General features: G+C 36.9%; 14 protein-coding genes. 8 read left to right on the top strand and 6 right to left on the bottom strand.

Annotated features, from left to right (window positions below; all coding sequences use genetic code 11):
• The first annotated feature begins 366 nt into the window (after positions 1–366).
• Positions 367–768 carry a hypothetical protein gene (locus Q4503_RS09160; protein WP_303602061.1) on the top strand — a complete coding sequence of 134 codons (402 nt, stop codon included), beginning with the start codon at positions 367–369 and terminating at the stop codon, positions 766–768.
• 98 nt (positions 769–866) lie between these two features.
• On the opposite strand, the gene Q4503_RS09155 is transcribed toward Q4503_RS09160, so the two are convergent.
• From Q4503_RS09155 to Q4503_RS09135, 5 genes are all read right to left on the bottom strand, one after another.
• On the bottom strand, positions 867–5,108 hold the full coding sequence (locus tag Q4503_RS09155; RefSeq protein ID WP_303602060.1) for a cobaltochelatase subunit CobN: 4,242 nt from the start codon (positions 5,106–5,108) through the stop codon (positions 867–869).
• 188 nt (positions 5,109–5,296) lie between these two features.
• Positions 5,297–5,602, bottom strand: coding sequence for a DUF2149 domain-containing protein (locus Q4503_RS09150; protein ID WP_303602059.1), 306 nt, complete (start codon positions 5,600–5,602; stop codon positions 5,297–5,299).
• Positions 5,589–6,185, bottom strand: a complete 597-nt coding sequence (locus Q4503_RS09145; RefSeq protein ID WP_303602058.1) for a MotA/TolQ/ExbB proton channel family protein — start codon at positions 6,183–6,185, stop codon at positions 5,589–5,591. The genes Q4503_RS09150 and Q4503_RS09145 overlap by 14 nt, the downstream gene beginning before the upstream one ends.
• A gap of 71 nt (positions 6,186–6,256) precedes the next feature.
• Complete coding sequence (locus tag Q4503_RS09140) at positions 6,257–7,378, bottom strand: HmuY family protein (RefSeq protein ID WP_303602057.1); 1,122 nt, start codon at positions 7,376–7,378, stop codon at positions 6,257–6,259.
• Positions 7,379–7,423: 45 nt separating this feature from the next.
• The gene (locus tag Q4503_RS09135; RefSeq protein ID WP_303602056.1) at positions 7,424–9,427 is read right to left on the bottom strand and encodes a TonB-dependent siderophore receptor; all 2,004 of its coding nucleotides are present in this window, start codon (positions 9,425–9,427) and stop codon (positions 7,424–7,426) included.
• A 194-nt stretch (positions 9,428–9,621) separates the two neighbouring features.
• Between Q4503_RS09135 and Q4503_RS09130 the strand changes: the two genes are divergently transcribed.
• From Q4503_RS09130 to fadD, 6 genes are all read left to right on the top strand, one after another.
• The gene (locus Q4503_RS09130) at positions 9,622–11,565 is read left to right on the top strand and encodes an ATP-dependent DNA helicase (protein ID WP_303602055.1); all 1,944 of its coding nucleotides are present in this window, start codon (positions 9,622–9,624) and stop codon (positions 11,563–11,565) included.
• A gap of 22 nt (positions 11,566–11,587) precedes the next feature.
• Entirely contained in the window at positions 11,588–12,298 is a 711-nt protein-coding gene (gene tsaB / locus Q4503_RS09125) for a tRNA (adenosine(37)-N6)-threonylcarbamoyltransferase complex dimerization subunit type 1 TsaB (protein ID WP_215973705.1), read from the top strand.
• Positions 12,299–12,386: 88 nt separating this feature from the next.
• The gene (locus Q4503_RS09120; protein ID WP_215973706.1) at positions 12,387–12,755 is read left to right on the top strand and encodes a hypothetical protein; all 369 of its coding nucleotides are present in this window, start codon (positions 12,387–12,389) and stop codon (positions 12,753–12,755) included.
• Positions 12,756–12,838: 83 nt separating this feature from the next.
• Positions 12,839–13,519, top strand: a complete 681-nt coding sequence (locus tag Q4503_RS09115) for a M50 family metallopeptidase (protein ID WP_215973707.1) — start codon at positions 12,839–12,841, stop codon at positions 13,517–13,519.
• Between the two features lie 9 nt (positions 13,520–13,528).
• Positions 13,529–14,425 carry an alpha/beta fold hydrolase gene (locus tag Q4503_RS09110; protein ID WP_215973708.1) on the top strand — a complete coding sequence of 299 codons (897 nt, stop codon included), beginning with the start codon at positions 13,529–13,531 and terminating at the stop codon, positions 14,423–14,425.
• A 168-nt stretch (positions 14,426–14,593) separates the two neighbouring features.
• Positions 14,594–16,249, top strand: coding sequence for a long-chain-fatty-acid--CoA ligase FadD (gene fadD / locus Q4503_RS09105; RefSeq protein WP_215973709.1), 1,656 nt, complete (start codon positions 14,594–14,596; stop codon positions 16,247–16,249).
• A gap of 72 nt (positions 16,250–16,321) precedes the next feature.
• Here the strand turns inward: fadD and Q4503_RS09100 are convergent, their stop codons facing one another.
• Positions 16,322–17,059 carry a YciK family oxidoreductase gene (locus Q4503_RS09100; RefSeq protein ID WP_303602054.1) on the bottom strand — a complete coding sequence of 246 codons (738 nt, stop codon included), beginning with the start codon at positions 17,057–17,059 and terminating at the stop codon, positions 16,322–16,324.
• Between the two features lie 257 nt (positions 17,060–17,316).
• Here Q4503_RS09100 and Q4503_RS09095 point away from each other — a divergent pair, with 257 nt between their 5' ends.
• Positions 17,317–19,767 carry a VolA/Pla-1 family phospholipase gene (locus Q4503_RS09095; RefSeq protein ID WP_215973711.1) on the top strand — a complete coding sequence of 817 codons (2,451 nt, stop codon included), beginning with the start codon at positions 17,317–17,319 and terminating at the stop codon, positions 19,765–19,767.
• Positions 19,768–19,890 lie beyond the last annotated feature (123 nt).

Genomic DNA, 19,890 nt, shown 5'->3' with positions numbered 1-19,890 from the left:
CACAGAATATTTCAACTAGTTTATTCACGCCCGTTCCTTATTATCTTTCTGTTTTTTCTTGGTCGAAAGATCGGATCCTGGAACGGGCACTTAGTTCAATTTAATTAATTCTTATCCCGAGCTGAGGTTAATTAACATAATAATTGGCAGGATAGTGATTGCTCGGTTTTTACTATCCTCTCTATGTTATTCTAGATTACTCATATCCAATACCCATTATCATAAAACCTCTCTTTTAGTTATAATTAACGCGTCTTAGGGCGGATAATCGTTGTCTTAAGCTAAAGTTTTTGTTTAACTTGACGATAAAGGGGTATCACGATTGTTATTATATTTCTATTGAGGAAACAACGATACGGGATGGTTATGGATATTTTTACCACAGCGTTAACACGTGTAGTGCAAGTTCCTATTAAGCCGACAAACAATAAGGTTAAGGGACCTTCGAAAGCTGCCGACACAAGTAAATTAACTGAAGATTTAGATCACGTTGAAAATCATGATGCATATTTTGATGAAAAAGATGTTGACGACAATAGTGACAAAGAAAACGATCGACAACAAGAGAGTCAATCTTCAGCTGAAAGCGTGAATGAAAGCAGTAATGATAGCCAGGGTAAAAATGCCAAGCTAAATGATGAAACCTTAGATGACGAAAAGCCAGATGATAAAAAGCATAAGTTGACTGAGCGTAAAGAAGTAGACAGTGACACTAGTGTTATTACTGAATCGGAAGATGGTAGTAAACATTTAGATCTTTATATTTAATATTTTAAGCAACAAATAAATAAGCTATAAAACGTGATAACTTCGTTTTTACTCTAGAGTGGCGATGTTATTATCGCCACTCTACTCATGTTATTTTTCTATTTTTTATTGCTATCAACTTGATTTAATAGGCGAGGGCGATGTGCTGAACGCCATTGATAAAGACCACCAAGTAATATCACCAGTAACATTACGCAAACCGCTTGCCAAATAAAATCGTTAGGCTCGGCTTCTGTTTGTTTACTCTGTTTTTCAAGTTTCTGTCCTTCAACTTGTTCTGTTTGGCTTGCCTTTGCTTGTTGTGTATTTAATGCTTTTTGTTGAATTTTTGCCGCGGCCATATCTTCCATGGTTTTAGCATTTTGTAGTGGTTGTAAACCATACCCTTGTGCAAGTTCATTTGTATATTCACGCACGGCGTCGTTCATGACAATTAAGTCGTATTTCTCAACAAACTCAATGTATTTTTCAACGATGGATTTTAAACGTTCATCACTGGTTTCCCAGTAATCTTTACGTTCAGCTTCAAGCATACGCTCCATCATACGAGCTAGGGCTTTTGGGTTAGTTTTTTCGAACCATTCATCAAGTCCCATTGCTAATTTATCGTTCACGTAAATATCGGCAAATTCATCCCATTGATCATCACGTACTACATCAGGAGCAACCACTTGCCAGCCCCAGAAGTTATTTAAATTACCAGACATGGTTACAGCGCCGCTGTATCCTTCTTTTTGCATTTCGCTAATCCAACGTTTGTGGAAGTTACGAGTTCGTAGTTCTTTTGCTAGCATATCACCAGCCTGTTCCACTTTTCCTTTTTGAGTATTACGTAAGTTGCTGATCATCATTTCAGGACTTTTTCCATCAATGTTACGTACTGCTAGCGCTAGTGAACCAAAGTATTCAAATGGATCATCAGAAGTGATCATACCGTAAAGGTTGGACGAACGAGAAAAGAGAGCAATATCAGTACCAGATAATTGTTTAGCGTAAAGGTTTTCAACTTCCTCACCCCAGCGCGAACTGTCAACACCGAAGTGTTTACCCATAGTAGCTAAATAATTGTCGGCTATTTTTTTATCTGTTTCCCAAGTGTCACTATTCATGATTGGATCATCGACACCAGAGCCGTAACTACCAAAAGTATTAGAGAAAATACGTATGCTAGATAAGTATTCTGCTTCTGCCGCATCAACACCTTCTGCTTGTAATTGAGCTTTAACTTTTTGGCTATTTTCTTTTATAAAGTTACGCCAAAGTGGGTTACTTTCTTCTTTTAATTCAGTTAGATCTTTAATGGCGTTTGCAAGCATTGACATTACATTAGGAAATGCATCACGGTATAAACCGGTTGCTGATAAGACTACATCAATACGTGGACGTTTTAGTTCGCTATAGGGGATTATTTCCGTACCAATAACTCGACCATCAGCGCTCCATTTAGGTTTAATTCCCATAGCATATAGGGCCTGACTCTCTAACACACCATAATGACGCATCGCTTCTACCGACCATAATGTAAAGGCTAATTTATCAGGATATTCACCATGTTTTTGATAATAATTAGCAATCACTTCAGTGGTTAACTCTTTACCCTGTTCGTAAGCCGCTTTGGTTGGTAAACGTGATGGGTCAAAACCAATAAGATTAAACCCGGTTGGAAGCGAGTCAGGATTACGAATAGGGTCGCCGCCATTTTTAGGTGAAATAAATTTATTATTTAAGCCAGCGACTAAGTTGTCTAATTCTTTAATAGCGACAATATTGGTGTAGTATTCTTGCGCCTTAAGAATATAAGGTTTTATGTTGTCATCAAGCTCGTTCATATCTGTATTGGTAGAAACATTAACCACAAAGTCACGTAAGGTTTTATAGCCAGCAGTCTCTGCTAGGTCCTCTTTAACAAAATGCATTAAGCCGTCAGAAATATCGTCATGAGATTTAACCTTGCCTTGATGATCTTTATGATTTTTACTTTCTTCATGTTCATGTTCATGTTCATGTTCATCGCTATCGTCACCATGATCATGATGATCTTCAATATTATAATAATCTTTTTCAAATTCCGACGCGATACTTAAAAATTCAGATCCTAACATTTGACCGACGGTTGAAATAATTAAACGTTGCTCAGATAATTCGCCAAAACTGTGTAAACCTAGTGGCTGATTAGAAGACGCTAACTCTTCTAAATAACGATGTAAATCGTCTAAGAAAGTATCAAAGTCAGCATTAATTTGTGCTAATTCGTAATTTAAGTCTTTGCACAGGTTTTCTTTAATACAAAAATCAATGATTTGTTGTTTAGTCTTTTCTTTTACACCACCGGTATCAATATGGCGATATTGATCTACTAGCATATGCATATCAGCAGTCACACCTTGTAATCCTGCGGCAGCAAATGGTGGTGTCATGTGACCAACGGTGACAGCATTACCACGACGCTTTGCTTGCATTGCTTCACCAACATCATCCACAATATAAGGGTACATAATAGGCAATGTGCCGGTTGATAAATTTGCTCCATCGTAACGAGATAAACCACGATCTTTACCTGGTAAATATTCATGAGTACCGTGTGTACCTAAATGAATAAAAGCATCACTTTTCCAGTATTCACGCGCATAAAAATATGCTGCTAAGTAATAATGGTTCATTGGTATTTTTGTGTTGTGATATAAGCTTTGTTCTTTATCTGCATTATCGCCACGCGGAGGTTGACGTAATATCAGCATATTGCCGTTACGAATGCGTGGAATAATAAAGTAATTTTCACCATCTCGGTTAATTACCATAAAGTTATCTTCAGGTTGTCCCCATTTAGCATTGATGCTGTCAACCGTTGCTTGTGGCACTGTTGCTAGCCATGCTTTGTATTGCGAGAGTGGTAGTAATTCTGCTAAATCGTCTTTTAATAACGCTTCTAACTCAAAGTCACGATAAAATGGATTTAAAATAGGCTCTACCCGGTCAATAAAGTATTGTGCATCAACTTTATCGATTGTATAGCCTTCATCATTTAAACGGTGACTAATAGAAGCTAAGCTCTCTGGTACATTTAGGAAGGATGCACCCATATCTTGGTCGCCCCAAAACATAGTTGTGAGCTTTTTTTCACTATTGGGTATGTGACCAAGTTTGGCGTAATTAATAGCACGTTCTACTAGAAAATCTAACTGATAATCTATTATTTCAACTTGATGTGTTTGTTGATTTCTCGCCGCCACTATTATTGGATCAATTGCACCTGCTGATTCAGGTAATACCAACATAAATGACATCATGCCCGGTGAAATCCCTGCTTCGCTTAACTCCCATGCTTTTTGATCGCCATCATAATAAGTTAATGCTTGAATGACAGGTACACCAAATTTTTCAAATTCTGCTTTACGTTTGCTTGCCCAGTGAATGTTACGGAAGTTGATAATAATATCAACGTCAGTGTTATTTGTAGTGGGATCTAGCTGTAATAGTTGAGAGTAATCGCCACTGTGTGGACTTAGTTCAAAGAAAAATGGCACAACATAGGCACCTTGAGCTTCTAATCGATTAATAGTTTGATCAACAACCGTTGTTTGTTCAGTTTCGATAGAAGCACGTTGCATTAATAAAGCTATTTTTACTTGATCTTTTTTCGGTGCTTTCCACTGTTGATAATTAGCTAAAGAATCACTCATTAGCGTTGGTTGATCAGGATGATAAATACCTTGGTTTGGGAAGATAATTGGCGCTGTTACATTAACTAATGTTGCGTTAGGTAATATGAGTATATCCTTAGCTATGTAATCTAATAAATTCGTTAGGTTTTTACGTCCTGCGTTGTCCCAATAAGTATAAACAGTCGTTAATTGCTCAGCTGTTATGCCTTTTAATCCGCCAGCGTTAGCTAAATGAAAAGCAAGTAATTTTGTTTTAGCATTCTTTGCTGTTAATAACTGAACACTTGGTAAAAGGTTTTGGTAAGTTTTTACTGCAGAGTTGGCTGATACGGAATCTAAAATAACTAGGTCGTATTGAGCAAATAAGGTTGCCGCTTTTTGATTGTCAGTTAAAGTACTGGACGATTGTTGGCTAATATCCCAATCGATCATCGTGCTAGTCTCTGCCGCTTTTTTAAGTAAAGCGACTTTGGCTTTATTTGAGTGTCTGCCGCTGACGAATAATATCTTAGTGGTGTTTGATGCAAGAGGCGTATCAGCCTTGTTGTCAGATGCTACAGCGTTAACAGCGTTAGCGCTGATAACGCAAGAAAACAAAAAGCTAAATACAGCACTGAATTTAACCAGAGAGCGTAAATTTGGTGTTGATAGTGTGAATAATTTTTTTATATATTTCATAAATTACTTATCTGTAAATTAATTTTTAGCGCTCTTTATTTAAAATAAAGTGCAGTGTTAATTAATGTTGCTTTTTAAATAAAAATTGTCGATTTTTTAAGGGTGAGATTTATGTTTTATATCAGAGTAAAGATAAGGTGATGCATAGTCTTATCATCACTTATCTGTATCTCAGGTAAATATAACGATTATTCGGCTACATAAATTATACTGCCATCAGCCATTTCGTATGCCGTGCCCGCTTTTTTACCACTACCTGAGCCGGTTTTTCCATCACTCTTAAAGCTTTCTATTTTGTTACCTTTTTTGACAATAATTTCCATATTTTCTTTGCCTTCATTTTTAATAACAGTGACATCTTCTGCCATAAAGGGATTTAATGGGTTTTGAGCAATAGCAATTAATAAGGCGGCAACCAGTACTAAAAAGACATCGACTAAATTAACTACCGATAAGGCTGGGTTAATGCCTTCGTCTTCATCAAGCAGCTTCATTGTTGGCCTCTGCTGTTGTTGTATTAATCGTCTTTGTTTTTTGTTGTGACTCTTTCAGTAAAGGCGTTAGCGCAACGAGCTCTTCTGCTAACCAGCGTTTTTTTACACTCGCAATCCAGAAGGTAATTGATGCAATGACTAAACCGAAAATAACAGCAGAAAAAGCAACAATTAAATTTTCACTAATGCCTTGAATGTTACCGTCAGCTAGCCCTTTAAGAGCCGGTCCCATTGGAACCATAGTGGCAATTAATCCAAGCATTGGTGCTAAACGACTGACATTTCTTACGCCTTCAAGTAAGGTTAAGGCATTAACATCGAGTTGATCTTTGGTTACTTGAGGATAGTTATTGGCGAGTTGTGCAAGAGGGTAACCGGTTAAGTTTAATTGATGATTTTTACCAAGTTCGCCATTCAGTAATTGGTAAAATGGTTGGGTGTTTTGTTTCCGCTGAATGCTTTGCATGACATATTGTCCGATAGCAAACAGTGAATAAATAAATAGCCCAGCAATTAAAATCAGTACTGGTGCCATAAAAAGTTCAGACAATTGATACATTGCCTGTTCAAGTTGATAAATCATAAATGCTCTCGAAGCTCCTGTAGAGCGATGAAAACTACCTTAACCCCGTTAAGGTAGTTGCTAGTTAAAGGTTATTTCAGCGCTTGTGCTCTAAAAGAGTAGTTACCAGATTCAGCATCGGTGTTGTAATAGCTTGTGATTTGAAACTTATAGCTGGCGGTAGCCGTTTTAATGATATAAACGCCATATTGAGACCAAATAATATGACCACCATCTAAGCCGTAGCTATACCAAGATAATTCATCAAAAGCACGCACGTTATATACATTTTCTTCGAAGTCGTAATAACGTAAAGCTTCTAAGTCAATGCCGGTATACGTGTTGTCAAAATCTTGCATGGCAGTTGCGTCTTCAGCTAGATTGATCTCAAAGCTTGCGCCTGTATTATCGTCGTTACAAGGTAAGGTGACATCCCAATCATCACTAGAGCTAACTACTTGGCCAAGCTCAAAATCAATAAAAATTCCTTCATAAGCAGCACAAGCTTCAGCAGCATTAACGACTACGTCAGACTCGACAGTGGCAAACTCAGTATCAACATCGGTTTGGTTACTATAGGTTAGGGTGATTTCAGCTAAATCATAACCTTCAGTGGTTATTGCACTTGCTTTAAATTTTGTATATGTACCATCAGAGTCAACGATATAAGCATGCGTGTCGTCAGCACTGACAACATGTGTTGTTGTATCGTATAAATAAAACCCATCAAGCACTCTATTACTTTGGTCTACTAAAAATAATTCGTTATCGGCCGGTACATCTTCAAGCATAACCGCTTCAAAATCTTCAAGTTCAGTCTCGGGTGTTGCATTGATAAACGAATCAGCAATAGCATTGCCATCACCATCAAAAAAATCACTATTGTTACCAGTAAAGTAAACTGAAACAGGCGCATCGGCATCTGCGTTATTTAAGTAAATATCAGTACGGTTAAAAGCTATATCCCATTGGGTATCTGTTTTAGCTTCTTCATCGGTTAACGTGACAACAGACATTGTTTCTAAATCGAAATAAACAGAGAGAGGTATTGATGTAGTGCCTGTTGAAAATGGGCCATGGATGACCACCTCTTCAACTTGTTCTTCTGGTGTTGTTGGTACTACTTCAGCGTCTGTGGTTGAATCACTACCACCACAAGCAGTTAATGCTAGCGAGGTAAATAATGATGTAAAAAAAATCGATTTATTATTCATGTTAATTTCCTTGTCATTGTTGATTTTGTTTAGATTGTTAATTTTTTATAGTTTATAGGTAAGCCCAAAGGACACATAACGACTGCTAATCGGTCGAGAATCAAATAATTGCTCTCTCACTGCGTTAATATCTTGGTGTTCATCGAGTATGTTTTCTATTGTGATACGCCATGAGAAATGGTCGTTCAATACTTGGCTTAATTTAAAATCTACAGTAAACCAGTTATTATTTAAGGTGCCATTTTCATAGCCTTCTGTGGGAATCGACTCACCATTTTGATAAACAAAATAAAGCATGCTGTTAATGTTATAGTGATCAGGGCGATAGCCTATACTGGCTTTTACTTGGTGAGTTGGTCTACCTTCTAACCGATGTCCATTATCATTTTTTGCACTTAAATAGTTATAATTTATTTTGCTAATCCATTGTGCATAAGTGGTTTCTATGGACCAATCAAACCCATTGATTGTTGCTTCTTTTACATTGGTATATACAGATATGTCTAATGCTTCTTCAATAGAGCGATCCGTATCAACAGTTGTATCAATTAAGTCTTTTGCTTGTGTATAAAAAGCATTAATAGCAGTTTTAAAATCAAAACTGCCGAGGATGGGATTGTCAATGCTGGTTTCATAAGATAGTGATGTGTTAGCAGTAATAGAGGTTTCAGGCTGCAACTCTTGATTTCCATATACTTTATAACCTAAAGAACTATGATCAAACTCATAAAAACGCTCTTTTAATGTTGGTACTCTGTAACCTTGACCAATGCCGTAACGCAGTTTTACTTTATGGTTACCTGTAATCAAGTCATTCATACCGCTTAAACGCAATGCAGAATGAAAACCAAAGCTTGAATCGTTTTGAACTCTAATACCTGCTAAGTATTGGCTTTTATCTTTAATCCAATTTAATTGGCTAAATGCCTCAAAACTTTCTTTACTAACAAAAGGAACTTCTTGATTACCATCAGCAACTTTTACTTGCTCTAATGTATCTTTATGAATTACGCCACCTGAAACACTTTCAAATGAAGCGGTAGACCAAACATATTGACCATTAAGTTCGTATAAACTAATTTCAGCATTGCGATGACTGCCACTTTGGCCACTAAGCTCTTGATGATTCATTATGCGGCTATTTAATTGCCAACTTTGTTGGATGAGATCTTTTTCATTAGACAAGTTTTGTTTTAAATCAATATCAAATTGTTGTTGTTTCACGTTGGAAATAAATTGTTGTAAAGCACTTTGCCCTGCAATTTTCCCTATGTTTTTTTCCTTATCTTCATCAAAATATTGGTACTTAAATGCCGTATTGATAGTGGAAATTTCACCTGTACTAGCGTAACTAATAAAAGATTTTTTTAAGCTACCAGCCGGCGTAGAACTATGATCATCATCGTAATCAAAGCCTGGAGAATCTTTAATTAGTGTATTAACTTGATGTCGCCAATCGCCAGTAACGAGCGTGGCGCTAAACCTTGCTTGATGTGAATAATTATCATCTTCAAGGGCATTCTGTGTGTAACTGCCAGCTTCATAACTAATACTTAGTTGATTTTCTTTACTATTATTGGTGATTATATTTATAACACCACCCATAGCCGAGCTACCGTACATTACCGAAGAAGCACCTCGAATAATTTCTATTTGTTTAATATCTTGTGCACTAATTTGATCGAGATCTACCGAGGCTCCCGTTGGAGAGATTAGAGGTTGGCTATCAAGAAGAATTAATACATTATCGCCATCAAATCCTTGCATTTGAACGTTATAGCCATCCTTTTCATTTCTAGTAACGACGACACCTGGCATAAAGTTTAATGCTTGAGCAATGGTTCCTTGCGTTAGCAAATTGATTTGATCTTGTTCTATAACTTCAATGTTAACGGGAGAGTTTGAAAGTAATTTAGGAGAGCGTGTGCCGGTGATAACAATAAGTTCATCCGTTGTTAGCTTTTCCTCCTGAGCTATTACATCGTATGAAGAAAAGAAGCTTGTGGTTAATGCAATAGCTAAATATTTTGTAGCAGATCTTGTATACATAAATATTGTTCTTAATGGGAATCATTATCATTTTTGTTGGATGATATAGTAAGTCAGTAAACCGATCAAGTGATAATTGTTCGTATTTGTATTTGTGTGGTTTTTTTGATGGTTGTTAAAGTTATTACCTTTAAGTTTTACAATAATTCCGTATAATTCATGATTCTATTCATTTCAATTCATGCTGTTACATCATGACTCCAGTTGCTCAAGCATTTTCCTCTAATGGTGCATTAGCGAAGGCTATTGACGGTTTTTTGCCTCGTCAAGCACAAACAGACATGGCATTAGAAGTAGAAAATGCTATTAAGCAGCAGTCATCACTTATTGTTGAAGCAGGAACCGGGACAGGTAAAACCTTTGCTTATTTAATTCCAGCTTTTCTTAGCGTGAACTCTGCTTCAAGTGGTGATGAACTTAATACTAAAATTATTGTGTCGACTGGAACAAAAAATTTACAAGAGCAATTATTCCATAAAGATATTCCGTTGGTTAAAAAGGCGTTAGCGAATAATGTTCAAGTTGCTTTATTAAAGGGCCGCGCTAACTATTTATGCCGTTATCGTTTAGCGCAATATCAAGAAACACGAGGCCAATTAGATGCTAATACGTTAAATGATTTGGTTAAGGTAAAAGCATGGGCTAATGGCACACAAACAGGTGATATTGGTGAATTGATTAATGTCACCGAAGATTCGGCGGTATTTCCTTTTATTACTAGTACGTTAGATAATTGTTTAGCGAAAGACTGCCCTGATTATGAACAATGTTACTTAGTTCGAGCGAGACAAAGGGCTATTGATGCCGATTTAATCGTGGTTAATCATCATTTATTCTTTGCTGATATGGCACTTAAAGACACTGGTTTTGGTGAGTTAATCCCTAAAGCACAAGTGGTCATTTTTGATGAAGCTCATCAAATAGGTGATATCGCTAGTGATTACTTTGGCGAAGCATTTTCTACCCGTCAACTTGTTGATTTATGCACGGATGTATCACAAATTTATCGTAGTAAATTAACTGATATGAAGCAACTAGGATTAGCCGCAGATAAATTAGAAAAAACTTGTCAAGAATTTAGGTTGCTATTTAATTACGATCCTGAACGGGGAAATTGGCGAGAAAAATATCAGTTACAATCTTTTATACAAAAATTTGAGCGGTTAAAAGTTGATTTGGACTTTTTATATCAAGTAATAAAATTGTGTGTATCTCGCAATGAAGCTATTGATAACTGCTTTGACCGTGCCGTTAATTTGTTATCGCAATATGATGTTATGGCTAATGTTGATATTAATGGCATGAGCTTTTGGTACGAAACAACTCCGCGACATGTTGTACTTCATTTAACGCCGCTAAGTGTTGCGGATAAATTTAACGCTTATGTTAAAGATTCTGGAGCTGGTTGGATATTTACGTCGGCAACACTAGCTGTAGATAATAATTTTGAACACTTTGCTAATCATTTAGGTTTACAAGGTGCCAGTCAACTATTATTGGAAAGTCCGTTTAATTATCAGCAGCAATCGCAATTAATCGTTCCGCGCTACTTACCTGAAGCAAATGATAGAAACCGTGCTCAACATTTAGCAGAATTAGCTAAACCGCTCATTATCGCGAGTAAAGGTGCTTGTTTTATGTTGTTTACTAGCTATCGTGTTATGAACCAAGTTGCGGAAATCTTAGCTGTTGATATTGATAACCCTTTGCTAGTTCAAGGGCAAATGGCAAAAAGAATTTTATTAGAACAATTTGTAAAAAAAGATAACGCAGTATTACTTGCTACAGCTAGTTTTTGGGAAGGTATTGATGTAAGAGGTGATAAACTCACCTGTGTTATTATTGATAAGTTACCCTTTGCTTCACCTGATGATCCTTTACTACAAGCGCGTTGTGAAGATGTTAGACGTCAAGGAGGGGATGCCTTTGCACAGATACAGTTACCTCAAGCTGTTATTGCTTTAAAGCAGGGCGTTGGTCGACTTATTCGTGATGTTAGTGATCGTGGTATTATGGTGATCTGTGATAACCGTTTAGTTAATCGTCCTTATGGGCAAACTTTTTTGAAGAGTCTTCCTGAAATGAGACGAAGCAGAGATTTAACTAAAGCAATAGCCTTTCTTGAAGGTATTAATTAGAAATTTAAAAGGTAAGAGAATAGTGAATTATTTAGCCATTGATGCTTCAACGGAAGCTTGCTCAGTTGCTTTACAAGTAGAAGGTAAGCTTTATAGCTGTTATGAGTTATGTCCACAATCCCATAGTTTACAATTATTACCTATGGTCGATAAATTATTAAAAGAAGCAGGGATCACAATATCACAATGTGATGGCTTAGTTTTTGGGCGTGGTCCTGGTAGCTTTACTGGTGTACGAATTGGCGTTGGAGTTGCTCAAGGGTTGGCTTTCTCTGCTGACCTACCTGTTATTGGCGTGTCAAGTTTACAAGCCATGGCGCAACTAGCTTTTATAAAGCATCAACAAACTAAAGTGATTTCGACTATTGATGCACGCATGGGAGAAGTTTATAACGCTTACTTTGTACTTGATGAAAATAATATAATGCAAGAGCAAGTGCTTGCCGACAAACAATGTGAAGCGGTAAGTGCACCCGAGGCAGTGAATACGCGTTTAGCGGGTATAGTTACTGAACCTATTTATGGTGTTGGTACTGGTTGGGATGCTTATAAAGAAGAGTTAACCGCATTAAAAAGTAATCAAGGTACACCTGATGTCTTGTTTCCTAGTGCGGAAGCAATGCTTGTTATAGGTAAAGCTATACTCGAACAAGGTGAAGGTGTTAAGGCCGAAGATGCTCAACCTGTTTATGTTCGCGACACGGTTTCTTGGAAAAAATTACCAGGAAAGTAAATATTGATAAGCTTTTGATTATAAATACTTATCAATAAGTATGGTTGAATAAATTGCCTATGAATAAATATTTTGTTAGATTATATTTATGAATATACCTAATTCTGTAGGCTCTACCTCTGCGTATGGGAAACTATCTACTGCTAATATTAGTCATAAGCAGAATACATCGATTAATGAGTCGAGGGATTCTGCTGACCCGAGTAAAGTAGAGCAGGAAACATCATCAAATAAACAAGCGACACCTAATTTTGTTATTGATGAGCAGGCTATTGCCTTATTTAAAGAGAACCAAACCTTACAACCATCACTGACACAAAAAAATGATGATAAGCATTCTTTTGCTAATCAAGTCTCATCAAACAATGAAACGGCTGTAGCAAGTTATCAATCGGTAAATAATTTGGCTCAACGTGAATCGGTACAAAAAATTTTTGGCGTTGACTTATTTGCTTAACAATTTTATTTAATTTGCTTTATTTTAGTGGCAGGCAAATACGTTAGTATATCTTCTATTTTATTTTTATAAGTCGAGCACCGATGTCTTCTCGTTCATCTAATAACAAGCTTAGTTCATCAAGCTTGTGGACTAAATACCATTTTTTCATTCTTTTATTTGTTGCTATTGTTATCAAGCAATTACCCTTGGTCTCCATCCCATTTAACTGGTTAGAGAGTTACTTTCATGAAGTTAGTCATGGTATAGCTGCAATGCTAACAGGGGGGGAAGTTCTCCGCATACAATTATTTACTAATGGTGCAGGGTTATGTACTACGCAAGGGGGGATTAGTTTTGTTATTAGTTTTGCTGGCTATGCAGGCGCAACGCTTTGGGGGTGGGGAATTTATAAATTAGCTAGTGCCCATAAAAAAATAGCGCAAATTTTTTCTATTTCATTATTTTTATTATTGCTTAGCTCTATTGTTTTTTGGGGACGAGATTTATTAACTTGGTTTATTTTAGGCGTGCTAGCCTGTTTATTTTTACTTACTATTAAGTTACATAAAACTTATTATCTTCAGCGCTTAATGCAACTAATAGGGCTTTTAATTTTATTGAATAGCCTATCTAGTCCATCATACTTGCTTGATGGTCGACATTTAGGAGATGGTGCTGCCTTAGCGTCCATTACCTATATTCCTGAATTGATTTGGGTATTCATTTGGTTTTCAATCGCATTGCTTGCTTTATATTCCTTATATAAAACAGCAAAAAAATAAGGGGACTCTATGCTTGCAGTTAACGCTATTAAAGAAGTTAGCTATTCACTTGAAACTATGACTATACAAGGGTTAGCGTGTGGAGAGAAAGATAATGAAAATAATATCGTGCTTTGTTTGCATGGCTGGCTTGATAACGCTGCTAGTTTTTTGCCGCTCATGCCTTATCTTCAAAAAAAGCTACCAGATAAACATATAGTTGCTATAGATTGGGCTGGCCATGGCAACTCAAGCCATAAAAGCGCTGATGCTCACTATCACTTTATCGACTGGACTTATGACTTATTACAGCTATTTGAAACTAATTCTTGGCAACAAATCGATATTGTCGCCCACTCAATGGGGGGGATGATAGCCAGTGCATTTGCTGCCGCTTTTCCTGAAAAAGTTAAATCATTGACATTAATAGACTCTATTGGTTTCATCAGCTCAGCAGCTGATGAAACCACTAAACAGTTACGTAAAGGTATGCTAAGTAGACTAAGAGATAGCTCATTAAAGATAAGAAAGTCGGGTGTTAAGAAAAAATATCATGAGAGCATGGAATCAGCTGTTCATGCACGTGCTAATGTGTCTGATCTGAAATACGAACACGCCAAACTAATTGTTGAACGTGGTATAATTAAAGAAGCACAAGGTTACCGTTGGAGAAGTGATGCACGTTTACGTAATACTTCTCCTTATCGATTAACACTTCAACAGGCGCAGCAACTTATTCGGGATATACAATGTCCAGTGAAATTGATTTATGGAAGTAATGGCTTAGATATGGTGAGTTCAGGAATGAAAGATTTTGGTGCTTTATTTACCAATTTTTCGAGCGAAAAGCTTATTGGTGGGCATCATGTTCATATGGAGAACCCAGAGAAAACTGCTGAATTAATTAAGTGTTTTATAGTCAATTAGTCTTAATTTGTTAATAATTCAAACAAGTGTTTAAATTTAACTGGTAGTATCAGTTGAAATTTGATAAAACTGTTTGCTAATTAAAGCTTCACCATTGATGAAGTGATATATACAAACAATAAGCTACACTATTAAGTCGTTGCTAAAAAAATATATGAGGAAGATATTGTGGAAAGAATCTGGCTAGAAAAAAGTTACCCCCCTGGAGTCCCGTTTGAAATAAATCCAGATAAATATCCTTCATTAGTGGCAATGTTTAATAAGTATACTAGTCAGTATAGTAACAAGGCTGCTTTCATTAATATGGGAGTAGAAATAACGTATGCTGAATTAGCAGAGCAAGCAACTGCTTTTGCGGCTTATTTACAAAGAGATCTTGGGCTGGTTAAAGGTGATAAATTTGCCATTATGGTGCCTAACACTTTGCAGTACCCGATTGCTTTATTTGGTGCACTACTGGCCGGTTTAACAGTAGTTAATGTCAATCCTTTGTACACAGCACGTGAATTAGAGCATCAGCTTAAAGACTCTGATTCTAAAGCAATGTTAATTATTGAAAATTTTGCACAAACACTTGAACATATTATAGATAAAACGCCGGTTAAACATGTCATTATGACATCTTTAGGTGATCGCCTTGGTTTTGTAAAAGGTAAGGTTGTTAATGCGGTTGTAAAGTATGTTAAAAAAATGGTGCCTGCTTTTAACTTACCTCATGCGGTACCTTTTAATACTACTTTAGCTAAAGGGAGAAAATTAGACTTTACTCCTGTTGAGCTTTGCGGTGATGATTTGGCTTTTCTGCAATATACCGGTGGAACAACTGGCTTATCAAAAGGTGCTATGTTAACGCATCGCAATATGGTTGCTAATTTAGAGCAAGCTAAAGCCGCAATAAAGCCGCTGCTTGAAGAAGGAAAAGAATTAGTTGTAACTGCGTTGCCGCTATATCATATCTTCGCATTGACAGCGAATTGCTTAACTTTTATCACCTTAGGCGGCACGAATCTACTTATTACTAATCCACGAGATATGCCTGCGTTTATTAAAGAGTTAGGTAAATATCCGTTCTCTGCAATAACTGGCGTGAATACATTGTTTAATGGTTTATTAAATACACCAGGCTTTAAAGATATCGACTTTTCAACTCTTAAAATGTCTTTGGGTGGCGGTATGGCTGTTCAAAGGCCTGTGGCTGAACGTTGGGAAAAAGTGACAGGCTCTCGACTGTTAGAAGGTTATGGTTTAACAGAATGTGCGCCAATGGTGTCCCTAAGTCCTTATAACCAAGAACATTATAATGGCACCATAGGTTTGCCTGCACCATCAACTGATATTAAAATTATGTTAGATGATGGTAGTGAAGCTGCCTTAGGAGAAGCCGGCGAAATGTGGGTAAAAGGACCTCAGGTGATGAAGGGGTATTATAATCGTGATGAGGCAACAGCTGAAATTTTAAAAGATGGATGGTTAGCAACAGGTGATATTGCTTATATGGATGAGCATGGTTATTTTAAAATAGTCGATCGTAAGAAAGATATGATTATTGTTTCTGGTTTTAATGTTTTCCCTAATGAAATTGAAGAAGTAGTAATGATGCATGAAGGAGTTGCTGAAGCTGCGGCTATCGGAATACCTAATGAAGCTAGCGGTGAAATGGTAAAAATATTTGTTGTGGCTAAGCAAAAAGGTTTAGATGAAGCAACAATAATTAAGCACTGTCGTGAAAATTTAACCAATTACAAGGTACCTAAACTAGTAGAATTTAGGGATGAATTACCTAAAACTAATGTGGGTAAAATATTAAGAAGAGAATTAAGGTAATTTGTAACTGATTAGTTTAAGGAAAGTATTCATCAGAATACTTTCCTAGACAATAGTTGTGATTTAATTAGTTTATTGTGCTTTTATGGTTTTTCCATTCACCGCAATACTGTCATCTGACATCAAATAAACATAAAGCGGCATAATATCCTTTGCTGTTGCTAATTTGTCTTTATCTTCTGCGGGGTAAGCGCTAGTGCGCATTCCCGTATTTGTCGCTCCAGGGTTAATTGCATTGGTGCGTAAAGTTGAATTCTCATACTCATCGGCAATTACTTGCATCATCCCTTCGGTAGCAAATTTAGATATGCTGTATGCACCCCAGTATGCGCGACCTTGGTTACCAACGCCTGAAGAAGTAAATATTAACGAGGCGGTGGGTGCTAGCTTTAACGTTGGAATTAATGCTTGTGCTAATAGGTATTGAGCATTGACATTGACTTTCATCACATCTTTAAATATCTGCTCATGTATTTGAGTAAAAGGTGTTAACTCTCCCAATATAGAAGCATTCAGTAATGCGCCGTCTAATCGACCGAATTGATTGGCAATTGTCGCTGCCATATCAATATAGTTTTGCTTAGTTGCTCCTTTTAAATCTAACGGAATAATTGCTGGTTCAGCTAAGCCCAATGCGATTATTTCATCATAAACTGCTTCAAGTTTACTTACTGTTTTTCCAAGTAAAATAACTGTAGCACCGAGTTTCGCGTAAGTTATTGCTGCCTCTTTACCTATACCTGCACCTGCACCGGTGATGAGTATTATTTTATTTTCTAAACTTTTATCTATAATAGTATATTCAAACATTTCTTATCCGAGTTTAGGTATTAATGACTTTTAATTTGTATAATAGGCATTTTACTTAGGTTTATTTCTAATAACGAGAAATAAATCAATTAAAATAGAAAAACAACTGGCACATTGTCAGCGCTTGCGTTAAGTTTATTAACTGGTCTAATTAGTTAATTTGACGTTTACTTTGTAATTTGAGGTAAACGACTATAACAAATAGCATATACTTATTAAAAAATAATAGAAATAAAATAAGCATTGGGGAGATAAAAATGAAAAAATTAGTTCTTAGTTTAGCTATAATCAGCGCACTTGGTTTAAGTGGCTGTGATAGTGAAACCGTTGAAGATGTAAAACAAGATGCGGTTGAAAATGGTGCACCTATTGTGGCACCGGCAAGAATTGTCTTTGACCCTGCAGGAGGCGTTTTATCAGTACCTAATGATTTACTATTTCAAGGTAGTCAAGATGGCTCATTAAATCTACCTGTGAGTGATCCTACTGATTCTTCAGATCCATTTTTTGCTTTAAGCACTTTAGATGGTTGGTCGACAACGAACCCATTTGTACTTGCTATTGATTTTCCTGAAGGTACATCACTTGATAGCAACTCTGCTTTTAGCGCTGCATCTGTAAAAATATATGAAACCTTAATGGGAGGTGATACTGGGTGTGAAGAAGTTCCTCGTGGTGCTGCTTGTACCGTTGTTGGTGAATTAACTTTTGGTATTGATTTTATTACTCAGGCATCAGGCAATAGTGTTGCTGTTATCCCGTTAAAGCCTTTTAAAGCTAAAACAGGCTATGTGTTAGCATTAACAAACAATCTACAAGATAATAATGGTAAGGCTATTTCAGGCTCTACAACCTATGAATCAGTTCGTCAAAATATTACCACTCACCCACTAGCTACTGATGCACAAAAAGGTTTACAGGCCGTTATTAATAGCTACGAAGCTGCAGTTGTTGCGGCAGGTGCTGATAAAGATTCACTTATCTATACCATGGCATTTACTACGCAGTCGACAGTTGATGTACTTTCTACAACTAAAGCGTTAATGGCTAATAATGTTCCAGCTATGGTCGCGAATGCGATGCAAGGAGTACCTACTATCGGCGTACAAGATACTGGTATGACAGTTGCTGATATATTAGTAGGAAAAATACCTGACACTCTAGTGCCTTTATATTCAGCTGCTAATTTTATGCAAGGTAATATTACACTACCTTATTATTTAGGTATTCCTTCAGCTGAAAACCCAATGGCACCTATTAATGATTGGTGGAAGTCTTTATGTGACTCTGGCGCTATGTTAGCTGGTCTTGCAGTAAGTAACCCTGAAGTAATTCCTGCTGATGCGACGAGTGTATCAGATGGAACTTGTATGGCTATTTCTCAAGCTCAAGGGTTGGCAGCACCAGGGCTTCGTGATTTAGGTATTGATACAGAACGTAACCTAACTAAATATAGTCCAGTACCTAAAGCTAATACAGAGATGTCGCTTGTTGTACAAATGACAACGCCAGATGTAAATGTTGCTAATGCGGTTCGAGAAGGCTTAGGTTTACCAGCTAATTTAGCTGAGCCTGAAAATGGTTGGCCAGTGGTTATTCTGCAACATGGTATAACTTCTAAAAAAGAAGATATGCTAGCAGTTACTGGTCTTCTTTCAGTTTATGGTTTTTCAACTGTAGCTATCGATCATCCATTACATGGTAGTCGAGGATTTGATATAACTGGACCTGCAGGAACACCTGATGGTGTAGACGATATCAATGCTTCAACGGTATCTGCTACACATTATATGAACTTAGCTAGTTTATTGACTACCCGCGATAACTTACGCCAATCAACCTCTGACTTAATGGGCTTACGATTAGGTTTGAATTTTTTGGGTGGGACTCATACAGAAGGTAATTCAATTAATATTGATAGCTCTAATGTACATTTCCTAGGTCATTCTTTAGGTGCAATTACGGGGATGAATTTTATCGCATTAGCGAATACTTCTCTTGATCCACAAGTTGATCCATTATTTGCTGTTCAAACAAATAGCCTTGCAATGCCAGGTATCATGGTAGCTAACTTCTTAATGGAATCAGGCGCTTTTGGTGATGTCATTAAATCAAACTTAGCTTATTCAGCATCAGAAGCGTTCCAAGGTTATGTTGCACAGGCTCACCTGAGTGAAACAGCACCTTCAGAGACTGAGTTAGTTGGTTATTACAGAGCCTTTTATGCCTTACTTACGTCTGAGCAACAAGCCGAATTAAATGGTACTTTTACGCAATTTGCTTTTGCTGCACAGACAGTGGTTGATGCTGGTGATCCAGCTAACTATGCCGCTATGATGGTTGCTACCGATACGCCAACACACTTAATTGAAGTTGTTGGTAATGGTAGTGACAATTTAAGCGACCAAGTTATTCCTAATACTGTATCAACAGCTCCTTTCGCTGGTACGGAAGGTGCTATTGCTTTATTAGGCTTACCAGGTGTTTCGGAAACAACTCAGGATGCAGACTCATCAATATCTGGTGCTGTACGTTACTTATTTGGTCATCATGGTTCGATCTTAGATCCTACACCAGGATCAAGAGGTGAGGCCCCTGATGCAGCTATGACTAGTGCAGCCACTACAGAGATGCAAAGCCAAGTTGCTAATTTCTTTAGTAGTAACGGACATCTTATTTCAGTGCAAAATGATGCTGTTGTTAAATAACTGCTAACACATATCAGAATGGGACATTAAATTGTCAAAAGCCTTTAGTTTTATAACTAAAGGCTTTTTTTTACTTAAAAAGAGCGTGTATAAAATTGGATAGCCATATGCTAAATAGTAATT

Origin of the sequence: Colwellia sp. 6_MG-2023 (genome assembly GCF_030547765.1) — a bacterium.
Lineage (GTDB): Bacteria > Pseudomonadota > Gammaproteobacteria > Enterobacterales > Alteromonadaceae > Colwellia.
The sequence above is the reverse complement of the archived record's forward strand: the minus strand, read 5'-3'. Positions and strand labels throughout refer to the sequence as shown.